The organism is Polynucleobacter sp. 71A-WALBACH (assembly GCF_018882365.1).
Lineage (GTDB): Bacteria > Pseudomonadota > Gammaproteobacteria > Burkholderiales > Burkholderiaceae > Polynucleobacter.
This window is the reverse complement of the sequence record NZ_JACVOP010000001.1, coordinates 1,355,226-1,370,872: the sequence shown is the minus strand read 5'-3', so window position 1 is coordinate 1,370,872 and position 15,647 is coordinate 1,355,226. Positions and strand designations below refer to the sequence as shown.

General features: G+C 47.3%; 14 protein-coding genes. 4 read left to right on the top strand and 10 right to left on the bottom strand.

From position 1 onward, the window contains the following. Window positions 1-78: 78 nt before the first annotated feature. From ICN42_RS06905 to dnaQ, 3 genes are read left to right on the top strand one after another with little or no spacing between them, the layout of a single operon-like run. Window positions 79-1,455 carry an efflux RND transporter periplasmic adaptor subunit gene (locus tag ICN42_RS06905; protein WP_216252529.1) on the top strand — a complete coding sequence of 459 codons (1,377 nt, stop codon included), beginning with the start codon at window positions 79-81 and terminating at the stop codon, window positions 1,453-1,455. Next, a complete protein-coding gene (locus ICN42_RS06900; RefSeq protein ID WP_216252527.1) occupies window positions 1,452-4,550 on the top strand; it encodes an efflux RND transporter permease subunit in 3,099 nt (1,032 codons plus the stop codon). Before ICN42_RS06905 ends, ICN42_RS06900 begins: the two co-directional genes overlap by 4 nt. Then, entirely contained in the window at window positions 4,550-5,260 is a 711-nt protein-coding gene (dnaQ, locus tag ICN42_RS06895) for a DNA polymerase III subunit epsilon (protein WP_216252524.1), read from the top strand. The genes ICN42_RS06900 and dnaQ overlap by 1 nt, the downstream gene beginning before the upstream one ends. A 13-nt stretch (window positions 5,261-5,273) precedes the next feature. Here dnaQ and ICN42_RS06890 read toward each other — a convergent pair whose 3' ends face one another. From ICN42_RS06890 to ICN42_RS06880, 3 genes are all read right to left on the bottom strand, one after another. After that, window positions 5,274-5,933: a SprT family zinc-dependent metalloprotease gene (locus tag ICN42_RS06890; protein WP_216252522.1), complete on the bottom strand. Its 660-nt coding sequence runs from the start codon at window positions 5,931-5,933 to the stop codon at window positions 5,274-5,276. Between the two features lie 46 nt (window positions 5,934-5,979). Continuing rightward, the gene (locus ICN42_RS06885) at window positions 5,980-6,918 is read right to left on the bottom strand and encodes a tripartite tricarboxylate transporter substrate binding protein (RefSeq protein ID WP_255539313.1); all 939 of its coding nucleotides are present in this window, start codon (window positions 6,916-6,918) and stop codon (window positions 5,980-5,982) included. An 82-nt stretch (window positions 6,919-7,000) separates the two neighbouring features. Further along, a complete protein-coding gene (locus ICN42_RS06880) occupies window positions 7,001-8,122 on the bottom strand; it encodes an NADH:flavin oxidoreductase/NADH oxidase (protein WP_216252518.1) in 1,122 nt (373 codons plus the stop codon). 149 nt (window positions 8,123-8,271) lie between these two features. Between ICN42_RS06880 and ICN42_RS06875 the strand changes: the two genes are divergently transcribed. Further along, complete coding sequence (locus ICN42_RS06875) at window positions 8,272-9,792, top strand: CoA-acylating methylmalonate-semialdehyde dehydrogenase (protein WP_216252516.1); 1,521 nt, start codon at window positions 8,272-8,274, stop codon at window positions 9,790-9,792. An 88-nt stretch (window positions 9,793-9,880) separates the two neighbouring features. Here the strand turns inward: ICN42_RS06875 and ICN42_RS06870 are convergent, their stop codons facing one another. From ICN42_RS06870 to nuoN, 7 genes are all read right to left on the bottom strand, one after another. Next, window positions 9,881-10,504 (bottom strand): amino acid ABC transporter permease, encoded by a 624-nt coding sequence (locus ICN42_RS06870; RefSeq protein WP_216252514.1) that lies wholly within the window; start codon window positions 10,502-10,504, stop codon window positions 9,881-9,883. A gap of 41 nt (window positions 10,505-10,545) precedes the next feature. Then, a complete protein-coding gene (locus tag ICN42_RS06865) occupies window positions 10,546-11,277 on the bottom strand; it encodes an amino acid ABC transporter ATP-binding protein (protein ID WP_216252512.1) in 732 nt (243 codons plus the stop codon). A 34-nt stretch (window positions 11,278-11,311) separates the two neighbouring features. Continuing rightward, the gene (locus ICN42_RS06860) at window positions 11,312-11,965 is read right to left on the bottom strand and encodes an amino acid ABC transporter permease (RefSeq protein ID WP_216252502.1); all 654 of its coding nucleotides are present in this window, start codon (window positions 11,963-11,965) and stop codon (window positions 11,312-11,314) included. A 47-nt stretch (window positions 11,966-12,012) separates the two neighbouring features. Continuing rightward, window positions 12,013-12,765 carry a transporter substrate-binding domain-containing protein gene (locus ICN42_RS06855; protein ID WP_216252500.1) on the bottom strand — a complete coding sequence of 251 codons (753 nt, stop codon included), beginning with the start codon at window positions 12,763-12,765 and terminating at the stop codon, window positions 12,013-12,015. A gap of 81 nt (window positions 12,766-12,846) precedes the next feature. Then, window positions 12,847-13,374, bottom strand: coding sequence for a DUF1178 family protein (locus tag ICN42_RS06850; protein WP_216252498.1), 528 nt, complete (start codon window positions 13,372-13,374; stop codon window positions 12,847-12,849). Between the two features lie 61 nt (window positions 13,375-13,435). Then, window positions 13,436-14,038 (bottom strand): NUDIX domain-containing protein, encoded by a 603-nt coding sequence (locus ICN42_RS06845; RefSeq protein ID WP_216252495.1) that lies wholly within the window; start codon window positions 14,036-14,038, stop codon window positions 13,436-13,438. Window positions 14,039-14,141: 103 nt separating this feature from the next. Continuing rightward, window positions 14,142-15,647, bottom strand: coding sequence for an NADH-quinone oxidoreductase subunit NuoN (gene nuoN, locus ICN42_RS06840; RefSeq protein WP_216252493.1), 1,506 nt, complete (start codon window positions 15,645-15,647; stop codon window positions 14,142-14,144).

Here is a 15,647-nt window from a genome sequence, read left to right as displayed (position 1 = left end):
ATGAGAGAATGATTGGATTCAAAGCAGGTACAGAATTCACCGCTTAACCCATATAGAACAAAGAAAAATACCGAGACCGTGTCAAAAATTGAATCTGCACTCGACAAAGCTGTTGCCAAATTACCAGCCCTTAAAAATGGGATCAAGTCTCGCCTGTGTACGCTTTGGCAAAAACTCTCCCCTCATCTCGATAAAGTCAAAAAATTAGACTACGCAACCACTAAAGAATTCACCATCAAATACAAGTGGCGGATTTTGGCTGTGCTCATGGTGCTTTATGCGGGATCCAAGGCAATCGATTATTTCTTCCCTACTGCCGATAAGGCTGGTGGTCCAGTTACTGTCAGCACCATCGTGGTGGATAAAAAAGAGATTCCTTTGGTGATTGAGGCTACTGGCACCATTGTGAGCAATAGCATTGTGGATATTCGTCCCATGGTGACCAATACGGTCGCAAAGATTCACATTAAAGATGGCGAAGAAGTAAAAGCAGGTCAACTCCTCTTTACCCTCGATGATCGTAACGACAAGGCTAACTACGAGAAATTAAAGGCCTTAGCCGATGACTCGCAAAAGCAATACCTGCGTGCCAAAGAGTTGGTAGCGAAAAACTTTATTTCCAAAGCAGGCTTAGAAACTTCTCTGGCCAATGCCAAATCAGCACAAGCAGCCGCCCGCTCTGCGGAGGTGCAACTGTCGTTCGATTCGATTCGCTCGCCGATTGATGGTCGCGCTGGAATCATTAACGTGTTTCCTGGATCTTTAGTGCAGGCAAGCAACGTAGTGACTACAGCGACCAGCTCAACCGCGACATCTAGCGTCGGTTCCATGGTCACCATAACCCAATTAAATCCCATCAACGTTCAATTCGTCATTCCCGAAAAAGATATCCCTGTCTTGTTAGAGAATCAATTAGATGGTGAACCGCTTACAGTCAAAGTAACCGTGGGTGATGCCGGTAAAAGAACCTATGAAGGCAAAGTCCTTGTGATCGACAACCAAGTAGATCCTTCAATTGCCGCAGTCCGTGTGAAGGCGCAAATTCCAAATGATGCGATGACGCTTCTGCCTGGCCAGTTTGCGCGCGTATCGCTTGTTGCCAATAATTTGAAAGATGCGCTCGCAGTGCCATCTCAAGCAATTGTGATTAGCCCACGCGGTAAGTTGGTCTACACGGTAGATAAAGATGGCAAAGCGGTCTCTAAGCCTGTGAAAGTCGTTTACGAATATCAAGGCTCCTCTGTAATTACTGGTATTGAGTCCGGCGATCGAGTGGTAGTTGAGGGCAAGCAGAATTTACGTCCTGGTAGCAAAACCAAAGAGGCTAAAGAAGCTAAAGGTATAGCATCTACCGCCCCTGCTACTCCTGCTGCTTCAGCAACTCCAGAAATCCCAGCGCCAGCTTCACCGACTACCCCAGCCCCAGCAACCCCTCCAGTAGCAGACAAAAAATGACCCTATCCGAGTTATGTATTCGCCGGCCCGTAATGACGGTGCTGCTGTCTGTGGCCACCGTCATCGCTGGAACTGTGGCTTACCTGAACATTCCCGTTGCAGCGCTTCCCAGCTTCAATACACCAGTTATTTCTGTTAGCGCCTCCCTTCCTGGTGCCTCTCCAGAAAATATGGCATCCGCGGTAGCGCTCCCGCTCGAAAAAGAATTTTCCACCATCGATGGCGTCAAGGTCATTAGCTCTACCAACTCTTTAGGTAGCACCAGCATTACCTTAGAGTTCAACAACGATCGAGATATTGATAAAGCAGCTGTAGACGTTCAAGCAGCCCTACTGCGCGCACAAAAGCGTCTGCCGATTGAGATGACAGTGCCGCCGTCTTATCGCAAGATTAATCCTGCCGATACGCCGGTTTTAGTTGTCCGGATGCAGTCCCCCTCCGTCAGCCTGTCTGAGCTCAATGCTTATGCTGAAAATTTACTCTCGCCCAACCTATCTACCATTAGTGGTGTTGCACAGGTTTTGGTCTATGGGGCGAAACGCTACGCAGTACGTGTTCGCGTTCATCCCGATGCGCTAGGCAATCGCAACTTGACGATGGATGATGTTGCTACGGCAATTAATAAGGCGAACTCCAATAGCCCTGTGGGCGTGCTAGATGGCCCCCGTCAATCAATCACTATTTATGCCAACCCGCAACTGGTAAAGCCTGAAGAATTTGGCAACCTCATCATTAGCCAAAAGAATGGTTTGCCGATTTACCTGAAAGACGTAGCCGAAGTTGTAGAGAGCTATGAAGATGTAAAAACCTTGGCCAGTGCCAATGGCGAAAGATCCATTGCGATTGCTGTTCTGCGTCAACCAAATGCAAACACAGTTGAAGTAGTGAAGTCTGTAAAAGAACTACTGCCCCAACTTCAAAAGCAAATGCCTGACTCCATCAAGCTACAGCTTTTAAATGACCGATCACTTTCTATTATTGAGGCGATCCACGACGTCAATCTCACATTAGCCTTAACAGTACTACTCGTGGTTCTCGTGATCTTCTTATTCCTGAAGCACATATCAGCCACCATTATCCCGTCGATAAGCCTGCCAATCTCCTTGATTGGCGCTTTCTTCTTGCTGTATTTCTTGGGATACAGCCTAGATAACATTTCCCTATTGGGAATTACGCTGGCAGTGGGCCTGGTAGTTGATGATGCGATTGTGGTTCTAGAGAACATCATGCGTTATGTGGAACAAGGCATGGATCCACTGAAAGCCTCCCTCAAAGGAAGTAAGGAAGTTGGCTTTACGATTATTTCCATCTCAATTTCTTTGGTTGCAGTCTTCATCCCCCTCTTTTTTATGCCCGGTCCTATCGGCCTGCTGTTTAGAGAGTTTGCTGTCGTTGTATCCCTATCGATCCTAGTTTCCGCACTCGTATCTCTTACTGTAGTTCCGATGTTGTGCAGTCGCTATTTACCAAAACCTGGGGAGCACGCAAAAGAGTACGCCATCAATAAAAAGTTTGATCGCTTTTTTGATTGGATGCTCAAGACCTATATTCACTACTTAGACTTAGCACTCATTAATCGCAAGAAGGTCTTGTGGGGCGCCCTCTCCACCTTCGTGATTACGGTCGTTCTCTTTATTAATAGTCCAAAGGGATTTTTCCCTGAAGAGGATATTGGGCAGATCCTCGCAACAACGGAGGCATCGGAAGATATTTCTTTCAAGGCAATGCTAGTGCTTCAAGATCAAGCTGCAGCCCTAGTTAATGCAGATCCGAATGTGGCCAGCTCTATTTCAGTCGTTGGTGGTGGTAATAGCTCTGGTAGCAATACCGGCCGTATCTTCATCATCCTTAAACCCAAGAGTGATCGCGCCAAAATGGCCAAGATCATGGAAGGTCTGCGAGCGAAGTTCAAAGAAATCCCTGGCTTGCAGGTTTATATGCGTCCTGTTCAGAACTTACAACTCGGCGGTAGGAGTAGTAAGAGTCGCTATCAATTTACATTGCAAAGCGTTGGTTTTGAAGGTGTCAATGAGTGGGCAGATAAGCTGATGCAGAAGATGCGTGCTGACCCCATGTTCCGTGACGTTACCAGTGACTCTCAATTGAAGGGCCTGAATGTCAAGATCGATATTGACCGTGAAAAAGCAGCTAGTGCAGGTGTCACGATTACCGATATTCGCTCAGCACTCTATAACTCCTATGGTGAAAAACAAGTCTCTACCATTTACACGCCGGTAAATACTTACTATGTCATTCTTGAGGCCGCGGAGGAAGACCGCCAATATGAGACCGATCTCAACAAGATCTTTGTGCGTGGACGCGCTACCGACAAACTCATTCCGCTTTCGAGTGTGGCCAGCTTCACTAGAACTATTGGCCCTACCGCAGTGAACCATCAAGGACAAATTCCAGCGGTGACCTTGTCCTTCAATTTAGCGCCAGATATCTTCTTGGGTGATGCCACTAAAAAGATTGAGGCCTATACAAAAGAAATTAATTTACCCTCCTCCATCATCACCAGTTATGGTGGTGATGCCGCAGTGTTTAAGAGCAATCAATCGGGTCAGTTGATCTTGATTTTTGCTGCCCTAGGTGTGATTTATATTCTTCTAGGCGTTCTCTATGAGAGCTATATTCATCCGCTGACTATTCTGGCGGGTCTTCCATCGGCTGCAATTGGTGCCATCTTGGCGCTTCGCATCTTTGGCTTCGAGCTCACCATCATTGCATCGATTGGTATTTTGTTGCTGATTGGTATTGTGAAGAAAAATGCGATCTTGATGATCGACTTCGCCTTGGACGCTCAGCGCAATCAAGGCATGTCGCCAGAGAAGGCTATTCGTGAAGCTTGTATATTGCGATTCCGCCCGATCATGATGACTACCTTTGCCGCTCTAATGGGCGCCCTCCCTATCGCTTTTGGAATTGGTGCCGGTGCAGAACTGCGTCAACCGCTTGGTATTAGCGTTGCAGGCGGATTGATCTTTTCGCAGTTTGTCACATTGATTATTACGCCAGTAATCTACCTCTATCTGGATAAATATGCGGGCACTGGCCCAATGGATATTCCTCCATCCGTTCTGGAAGGCACCTAATGCGTCAAGTTATTCTCGATACTGAAACCACTGGACTGAACCCCGCCACAGGCGATCGCATTATTGAAATCGGCTGCGTTGAAATGGTAGGCCGTCGATTAACCGACCGCACTTTCCATTACTACATTAATCCTGAGCGCGATATCGATGCGGGCGCCTTTGCCGTTCACGGACTCTCCCGCGAATTCTTATCCGATAAGCCAGTATTTGGCAGTATTGTCGAAGAGCTAATTGAGTTTGTTGATGGCGCCGAAGTAGTGATTCATAACGCGGCGTTTGACTTGGGATTCCTTGATAACGAATTTGCTTTGCTTAAGCGCCCTCCTTTTCGAGGTCTTGCATCTAAAGTTACCGATACCCTATTAGATGCTCGTCAAATGTTTCCAGGCAAGCGTAATTCACTAGATGCGCTTTGCGAACGATTTGCTATTAGCAATCAACATCGCACCTTACACGGTGCTTTACTTGACGCCCAGTTATTGGCTGAAGTCTATGTAGCTATGACGCGTGGCCAAGAAGATCTCTCGATTGACTTGATTGACTACACAGTGGGCACAGATGCATCTGGCCAAATGAAAGCCCTTCCTACTAATCTCAAACTCATGACAGCGAACGCAGAGGATTGCGAACTACATGAGAAGATTTTGGGTGAAATTGCTAAGGCAAGTAAAAAGGACCCCGTTTGGAGTCCTTCTGCTATCGCTGGTTAATTACTAATCGCTGTTAGCTAATCGCGCGGCGGATTTCATCTGTCTTAGGCTTGGTTCCTGTGACGGATTCTGTATCGTACTCAGTCGTGTTTTCAATAGTCTCAATTACGGCTTCTTGCATTCGAATGTTATCTTTGGGGCAAATTGGGGCTCCATAGGTAGCCCACTTCTTTAATAGCGTAACCTCGTATCCACATTGACCACACTTGGCTTTATTACGACTTGCATTACTAGGCCTTGGGGGTGGAAAAACAATCGCCTGGTGGGGATAAGGGCCAAGCTCTTGGCTAATCATCATCAAGCGAACCATCAGCTCTTCAGTTGCATGCGCCATTCTGGCGGGCCCTTCTAGACCAACAGTCTGGGCGATGCCCTTAAAGTCTTCACCGTGACCGCTGAAGCAATCATCGACTGCATGACATAACTCATGCACCAAGGTATCTAAGAGCTGCACTGGATCATCCAACTTAGGTGAGATAAAGATCTCATTCACTCCACCGCCAGAACGCTCACGAGGCCAGCACTGCCCTAGTGTTGTCCTCGGGCTACTAGAGGCTGGAAAACCACAAGAGACTCTCACTGGCGGAATGGCATACCCCGCTTTTGAAAATACGGGCTCTAAATGTCTTACGGCGTCTTCCAGCCAGGATTCTCGTACGGTATGTTGCTTCATCTGCAGTTCATTCAATTCTGTAATTAAGGGGGTACTTACGCTAAAGTTAATCCAGCTTGATATTGGCCGATTTAATTGCTTTATCCCAATAAGGTAATTCTTTTTTCAGTAAGGCATCCATCTGTGTGGGTGTGAGGTAACGCAACTCAACACCAGCAGCATCAGAGCGCTCTTTCACTTCTGGTAAAGCAAGGCTTTTCTTCACTGACTCAGTCAGTTTAGTAATGACTGGTGCGGGTGCACCTGCTGGAGCATATAAGGCTACCCATGACTCTAACTGGAATGAAGGTAAACCGGCCTCGGTAGTTGTCGGCACATTAGGCATGCCCGGATGACGATTTTTTCCAGTCACCGCTAGGCCTTTTAGCTTGCCACTTTGTACATGCTGCATTACCGAAGGTGGTGTCGTAATAAACAATTGCACCTGACCAGCCAAGACATCTTGCACTGCAGGGCCAGAGCCTTTATATGGCACGTGAACAATATCAACACCCGTATTTTGCTTAAAGATTTCAGTTCCAATGTGAGACACAGAGCCATTACCTTGGGAGGCGTAATTTAACTTTCCAGGATTGGCTTTGGCATAAGCAATCAATTCTTTTAAGTTATTCACGGGCACGGAAGGATGCACTGCAATTACATTCGTAGAAACCGTGAGGAGTGCTACAGGAGCAAAATCTTTAACTGGATCCCATGGCAATTTATCCATCAACGAGGGATTGCCAACGTGATATCCCGAATAAGAAATGAGCAAGGTATAGCCATCAGGCTTAGCCTTAGCGACATATTGGTAGGCAGTGTTTCCACTAGCCCCTGGCTTGTTATCGACAATCACTGGCTGACCAATGACGCGAGTCAGTGGCTCGCTTAATAGACGCGCTGAGGTATCGACTAGACCGCCCGGTGGATTGGGAACAACCAAAGTAATCGGTCGATCAGGGAATGATTGAGCCTGGACTAGACTACATCCCAATGCAAAACTCATGCTGGCTAAATAACGGTAAATTGATTTACTTTTTTTCATACTAGTCTCCAATGACTCAATCTTTTGTGTTGAGTAAATTTAATTATCGTTGCCCTACTTTGACATCACCAAAGATGGCTTGTGCCTCACGCGGTAAACAACGCCAGTAACGCTCGTTAGATGGCACTATGCCGCCCAAGGCTGCCGCAGCCTCCCAGGCCCAGCGGGGCTTATACAAAAATGCTCTAGCCAAGGCAATCAGATCCGCATCCCCTGCTTGCAAAATATCTTCAGCTTGCTGAGGCTCGGTAATTAAGCCCACTGTCATGGTCGGAATGCCAGATTGATCTTTGACAATCTTTGCAAATGGCACTTGATAGTTTGGTCCGATCGCAATCTTTTGCAATGGTGAAATCCCCCCTGATGAGATGTGAACAAAGTCACAGCCCAGCGGTTTCAGACGCGAAGCGAAGTCAGCCGTTTCTTCCGGAGTCCAGCCACCCTCAATCCAATCACTTGCGGAAATCCGAATACCTAATACACCTTGATAAGCCTTGCGTACCGCCGCAAATAATTCCAATGGAAAGCGGATGCGGTTTTCATGTGAGCCACCGTATTCGTCAGTGCGCTGATTAGCAATCGGCGATAAGAATTGATGCAAGAGATAGCCGTGAGCCCCATGTAATTCAATACCATCTACGCCAACACGCTCAGCTCGCTGCGCCGCAACAACAAATGCGGCAATGAGTTCATCTAACTCAGTCTTTGAGAGTTCATGAGGTAAGCGCTCATCCTTGAGTTGCGGAATCGCTGAGGGGGCGACTGTCTCCCAGCCACCCTGCTCTGTAGATAGCAACTGCCCGCCATCCCAAGGAGTAGCACTGGAGGCTTTTCGGCCGGCATGCGCTAGCTGAATAAATACAGGTATTTTGGGCGCTAGCTTACGCGCTCTACCCAGTTTGTCTTTGAGGGCTGCTTCGGTCTTGTCATCCCACAAACCTAGACAAGCAGGGGTAATACGCCCCTCTGGCGTCACGCCAGTGGCCTCAATAATGAATAGGCCTGCCCCGCTATTAAAGAGATTGCCCCAGTGCATCAGATGCCAATCCTGCGCCTCCCCATTGACGGCTGAATACTGGCACATAGGCGCCACGACAATACGATTAGGGAGAGTTAGCGGCCCTTTAGGAGAGCTCAATGTGAAGCTTGAAAACAGAAGACTCATTTGAATGCCTTTGGATCCTGAAATGCGTAAAAGTGATGAAAGCGATAAAATAGAGTCAGTAGGATAAACGAGACCATAAACTTCTGTGCTTCTGTCGCACTATTAGTTTATTGAACCTAAAACTAGAAATCATTATTAAGCTAAATACTATGAATGCACCACAAGCCTTTGAATCAAAAGAAGATATTGGCCACTTTGTTGGCGGCAAGCTTGTCAACCCAGCAGATGGTCGCTTTGCCGATGTATTTAATCCCTCCACAGGAGCTGTGGCCCGACGCGTAGCGCTCGCCAGCCGTAAAGAGGTGGATGCCGCTGTGGCTAATGCCCAAAAGGCCTTTGAAAGCTGGAGCCAAACCTCCCCACTACGCCGTGCACGGATCATGTTCAAGTATCTTGAGCTACTGAATGCCAATCGCGACGAATTAGCTGCCATCATTACCGCGGAACACGGCAAAGTATTTACCGATGCTCAGGGCGAAGTTACCCGCGGCATTGATATTGTGGAATTTGCTACCGGCATTCCAGAGTTGCTTAAAGGCGACTACACCGAGCAAGTGTCTACTGGTATCGATAACTGGGTTATGCGCCAGCCTTTAGGCGTAGTGGCTGGTGTAACGCCATTTAACTTTCCGGTAATGGTGCCAATGTGGATGTTCCCAGTTGCCATTGCCTGTGGAAATACCTTCATTCTGAAGCCGAGCCCAACAGACCCATCAGCCTCTTTGTTTATGGCCAAGCTTTTAAAAGATGCTGGTTTGCCTGATGGTGTATTTAACGTGGTTCAGGGCGACAAAGAAGCAGTGGATGCCTTGATTGAGAATCCCGATGTCAAGGCGGTGAGCTTTGTAGGTTCAACTCCAATTGCGAACTACATCTATGAGCGTTGTGCTCATTTTGGTAAGCGCTCCCAAGCTTTGGGTGGCGCAAAGAACCATATGGTCATCATGCCCGATGCCGATATCGACAAGACAATTGATGCCTTGATTGGTGCAGCTTATGGTTCCGCTGGTGAGCGCTGTATGGCAATATCAGTGGCTGTTTTGGTAGGAGATGTGGCGGAAAAGATCATGCCAAAGCTAATTGAGCGCACCAAGACCTTGAAGGTCAAGAACGGCATGGAGCTCGACGCTGAAATGGGTCCAATCGTGACTAAAGCGGCCTTAGAGCGCATCACTGGCTACATTGAGAGTGGCGTAGCCTCAGGCGCGAAGTTATTAGTAGACGGTCGCGGCTTGAAAGTGCCAGGTCATGAGAATGGCTTCTTTATCGGCGGCACCCTCTTTGATGGTGTGACTCCCGACATGAAGATCTATCTAGAAGAAATCTTTGGGCCAGTATTGGCTTGCTTGCGCGTAGCAAACTTTACTGAGGCATTGAATTTAGTGAACTCCTGTGAGTTTGGTAATGGAGTGGCTTGCTTTACAAGCGACGGTAATATTGCCCGTGAATTTGCACGCCGTGTTCAGGTCGGCATGGTAGGTATCAACGTACCTATCCCCGTTCCAATGGCTTGGCATGGTTTTGGCGGTTGGAAGAAATCCCTCTTTGGCGATATGCATGCCTACGGCAAAGAAGGCGTTCGTTTCTATACCAAGCAAAAGAGTGTCATGCAGCGCTGGCCTGAGAGTATTGATAAGGGCGCAGAGTTTGTGATGCCAACCTCTAAGTAATTTGCTGCAGCAGTAAAGCAGTCAGCATCTGCAGATAAAAATAGCGGCCCTCGGGTCGCTATTTTTTTATCCCCTCGAAACTGATCGGTTAAGCCGGAATAAAGTAACGCCTCTCAATAGCGCGAGCAAAGAGCACGATCACTGACACCAAGGCCAGATAAACCAAGGCAGCCATCAAATATGCCTTAAAGAACTGGAAGTTGGTTGCAGCCAACTCTTGCACGCGAGCAAAGAATTCGGTGTACTGAATTAAGAAAGCAACGGAACTATCTTTTAGGTTCGCAATCACTTGATTGGTTAATGCTGGAATAGAAAGACGAATCACCTGCGGCAAAGTAATCAACTGAAAAATCTGCAGAGGATTAAACCCTTGCGCGCTAGCCGCCTCCAGCTGACTCTTATCCAATCCATTGAAGGCTGTTTTTAGATAAGCTGCGTTATAAGCCGCCACGTTAAATGTAAAACCGATGAAGGCAACCACAAAGGGTGAAAGTCGAACGCCCCACTGTGGCAAGCCGTAATACATTAAGAACAACAGAACAATTAAGGGCATCCCAATAAAAAAGGAGATATAGGAATTGATGACACTTCGCACGTATATATTTTTGCTCAGCGTGAGATAAAACACTACTATCCCCAAAAGCAATCCTGACACGCTAATCAAACCCGCCAACTGCAAGGTCTTCACAAGCCCCGCTAAAATCAAGGGCATCTGCTCCATGAGATCACGAATAAAGGATGGCCAACCTCCTATCAAAGCTTTTCCTCGGCACCAAAAAAGGCTTGAATGTCTGGATCGGAATGCTGACTCAACACCTCGATGCGGTCATCGGCCCGAATTACGCCACGATCCAAGAACATCACTGTGTCTGCAATATTGCGCGCTAAGTTGAGATCATGCGTAACGCAAATCATGGTGATGCCCTCGCTATGCAAGCGATTAATGAGGTCCGCAACATCTCTAGACATCACGGGATCAAGCGCAGAGGTAGGTTCATCCAGAACCAAGACCGCGGGATCCATTGCTAGCGCACGAGCAATGGCAACCCGCTGTTTCTGTCCGCCAGAAAGCTGTGAGGGATATTTATCTTGATGGGGTGTCATTTCAAAATGGGATAACTCAAGTAAGGCCCTTTCTTTGGCCTCCGCTTTACCCATCTTATGTAGCTTGCGCAGCCCCAAGGAGACGTTATCCAATACAGTGAGATGACTATATAAGGCGAACTGCTGAAATACAAAACCAATTTGCTTACGCAACTCTCTTACATCCACATCAGGACCCAATACTTCCTTGCCCCTGAAAATGATGGATCCCGAGGTGGGCTCAACCAGTCGATTAAGGCAGCGCAATAAAGTAGATTTACCAGAGCCAGAGGCACCCATCAATACCCGTACATCGCCCTCTTTTAAATCAAGGTTAATGTTTGACAAGACAGTTTGCCCATCAAACTCTTTGACCAAATCCCTCACTTGAATTAACGCCACAGGATTACCTCTTTGAATAATGTCATATGGGCACTCATGCAGGAGCCATTCCAGGAATTTGATAACGCTTGCTCAGCAATTGAACGCCGACCAAGCAAATTCGGTAAATCACGAAATATAAGATACCGACCGCTAGATATACTTCTATGCCGCGCAGCGTTGTTGAGGTCAAAGTCATAGCTTGTTTTGTAATCTCTGGAATCCCTACCGTATAGGCAAATGGTGAATACTTTAAAACTGAGGTGAACTCATTCACCATACCCGGAATCGAAAATCGTAACATCTGCGGCAACTCGATAAATCGTAGTACTTGAATGCGAGTCATTCCCATAGCTTGAGCAGCAATCACTTCAGCAGGATCTACTGAATTAAATGCCCCACGAAACACCTCCGCTAAATAGGCTGATGCCACAAGACCCAAGCTGAGCGCCATGGCCATCAGAGGTGGAACCTTAAAGCCAATGCCAGGCAAACCAAAGTACACCATGAATAACAGAACTAAAACTGGCACACCTCTGAAGACATAGGTATAGCAGTCAATCAGAGGGATGAGCCAAGAGATATCGAGCCGGCGCAGACTTGAAAGGAGTAAGCCCACTACCAAGCCCGTCAGCGAGCAAACCAGCGTCACCACAACCGTATAAGAAATGCCCTGGGCTAACTGGGCAAGAATATCCAGAAAAGTCACAGGGCAGGCTTTCGACTACTATTATCGGCTGTTAAGACTTGATGGACTTATTTCATCCACTTATCAAGAATGGCTTTTATCTTTTCTGGGCCTAGCTCATTGAGATATTTATCGAAGTCATCGCGTAACTTGGAGCCTTTAGCAAAGGCAAAGCCAAGCTTATCAAAACCTTTAAACACATAGCTACTCTGAATTGGTAGCTTCAGTTTGTTTTCATAATTGAGAAATACGGGCTCCTCAATAAAAGCTAAGTCTAAATTGCCATTTTGAAGATCGGTAATCACCTCAGCATAGGAAGGATAGAGCTTGACCTTGCTTAGCGAGTAATAACCTTTTGGCTCTAGCTCATTCTTGATGAGGTCGTCATAAGCCATACCACGTGGATAGCCAATCGAGTATTTCTTGAGCTGATTCAAATCGGTGATCTGAATATTTTTGTTTTTCATGCTCACCAAATGCCAAGCATTGTCATAGTAAGGCTGAGAAAAATCCATCGCCTCTTTACGCTTATCGGTAATAGAGATGCCTGAGAAAGCAACATCAGCCTGACCGCTGGATACGGCACCCAACATGCCAGCCCAATCATAGGGGGTCACTTTAAAGGTGCAAGCGCGAGACTGGCAATAGCCTTGGAAAATATCCATGTCTACACCAACGATCTGCCCCTTGTCATCAAACAACATGGGTGGGGATGCAGGTGATACAGCGACCTTAATTTCTTTTGTATCTGAGGACTTGGAGCAAGCCACAATCGTGAGAGCTAGAACCGCGGCAAACAATGCCAGAATAAAGCGCTTCATGGGTATTTCTCCTATCCTAATGAATGGTGATACCCAGACTCTGGGTGCACACCAAGTATAGGGGAATTAAGCGGGCGCTGGCTACTGCAGGGTGTTTTTGAAGGCGGGGAGCATGGGCATCGCCATGACTTCAATACCCTCTTCGCGCAAAGCCTCAGCTTCGTCTAAAGTGGTTTGACCACGAATACTCCGCTCAGGAGATTCCTTGTAGTGGATTTTTCGAGCCTCTTCAGCAAAAGAACTGCCGACATCTTCTGAGCGACCCATTAATTCGCGCATGCCCTTTAAAAAGGCTGCCTGTACCTGAGCTTCCAACTGGGAATGATCGCTCCCAGTGAGTGCAACAACATCCCCACTTAGGGCGCCGCTCACACCGCTATTATCAGCGGCCGAAGCATTGGGAATGGTCAGCTCAGTTGAGGTCGGAGTCTCTTTACTAGAGCCCGATTTAGCAATATGGGGGGCTGATGGCATCCGGGTAATTTCAGTGCTGTCGCAAATTGGGCACGCCAGCATCCCCTTGTCTTGCTGAGCAAGGCAATCCTCCTCCGAGGCAAACCATCCCTCAAAGCGATGATCCAATGGGCAAGCGAGGTTATAAACTTTCATAAGACCTATATAGGGGCAAAAATACCAAAATCAATAGGTCTATTTTAATAGGATTGCTAAATTAACCTGAGATTAGCGTAGGACTTACTAAGCCTCGACGATAGCGGTCCAGCCAATAGGTCGCAATCGTGGTCTTGACGTCTGTTATCTCACCCTGCTCTACCCAGTCCAATAATTGTTCCAGGGGCGCAGCAAATACATCCAAAAACTCTTCATCGTCTAAGTGGCTTTTGCCAGAGACCAAACCTTCAGCCAGATAGATATCAATAAATTCAGTCGAATAGGAGATCACTGGATGGATCCGGCGTATGAAACTCCACCTGCTTGCGGAATAGCCCGTCTCCTCCTCCAATTCTCGCTGGGCACAAAGTAATCGATCCTCGCCAATTTCCAACTTACCCGCAGGGATCTCAATGCATGCCTTGGCGATTGGGTAGCGATACTGGCGCTCCATCAACACCCTACCATCATCCAAGATAGCCAAAATAGCGACTGCACCGGGATGCGTAAGGTACTCACGCACCGCTTGCTTACCATCGGGCAAACTTACCTGATCGCGCTTCATATTCAAAAAGATGCCGCCGTAGATGTCCTCGCCAGACAGGCGCTCTTCCTTCAAATGGGCATCGCCAACTGGGAGGTCTTTAAAGGATTTTTCAGTCATCACCATCTTTCATCAATTGAATGCCCATCATACAAAATCCAGATGACAGAAAAGAGAAAGGCCCCTATTCGGAGCCTTTATCAGCAGCCAGTCGTGTATCTACTTATGAGCCCAATAAAGTGCGGCGCATCGCATCTAGACAAACAGCCATTAGGCCCGCAGGGAAGATTCCCAATGCAAGCACCAGAACCGCATTGAGACTCAAGAGGCCACGTGCAAATCCAGATCCAGATATCTCCGCAGCATGCTCTTCTTTTGGCTCATCGAAGTACATAACCTTCACTACTCTCAGGTAGTAGAAGGCGCCAATCAAAGATGCGATCACAGCAATGATGGCTAAGAAAGTATGCTCACCATCCACCAAGGCTTCGAGTACGCCTAACTTAGCAGCGAAGCCGACTGTTGGCGGGATACCAGCCAAAGAGAACATCATCACCAAGCCAATAAAAGCAAACCAAGGGTGACGCTTATTTAAACCCTTGAGATCATCAATCGTCTCGCAATCATGACCTTTGCGTGACAACATCATCAAGAGGCCGAAGCTTCCCAATGTAGTTAGTACGTAAGTGATGGCATAGAACATGGAGGCGCTAAAAGCATGATCATCAAAAACAGACAGCATACCGAGCAGTACAAAGCCCATCTGAGCAATTGCTGAGTAAGCCAACATTCGCTTGATATTAGTTTGCGCGATAGCAGTAACGTTACCTACCACTAGAGATAGGACTGCCAGCAAGACTAGCATTGGCTGCCAATCGCCTAAGAGTGGCAATAAGGTATTGACTAGCAAACGGAATAACAAAGCAAATGCTGCAAGCTTCGGTGCTGCGGCAATCATCAAGGTTACCGCTGTTGGAGCCCCTTGATACACATCAGGAACCCACATATGAAACGGCACAACACCCAACTTGAAAGCCAGGCCAGAAACAATAAATACCAAACCAAAGGCCATCACCAGATGATTGACACGGGGATCAGCAACCGTTCTAAAGATTTCAATTAAATCGAGTGATCCCGTTACGCCATACAACATCGACATACCGTAGAGCAAGAAACCAGATGCCAAAGCGCCCAGAATAAAATATTTAATACCCGCTTCAACACTCTTCTCATTGCTATGACGCATAGCTACCAGAGCATAGGTAGGTAAAGCCATCAACTCCAGACCTAAATACAGAGTGAGAAGGTTTGCACCAGAGATCAGGACGCACTGCCCTAACAAGGCCAGCAAAGCCAAAACAATAAAGTCTGGGCGGAACATCGCACGAACAGAGAGGTACTGCTTAGAGTAGACCAAGCTTACTAATACCGCGCCACATGAACAGGCCTTGAGTAAGTTGGAGAATGGATCAGACTGAAACAAGCCATTCATTGCTACAACAGAGACATCCCCAATACGCCCAACAAATGCAAAGATCAAATACACCAACAAAATGATCGAGAAGAAGTAAACGAAGCCAACACCACGCGGAGTATGGAAAATATCTTGCTCTACACCAGGGGTGGCGGGCTGACGCTCGGGGACATAAACGCTTGCCACCAACAAAAGGCAGGTGACTACGAGTAAAACGAGTTCCGGCAGGACGGCGTATAGGTCAAATGCTTGCAT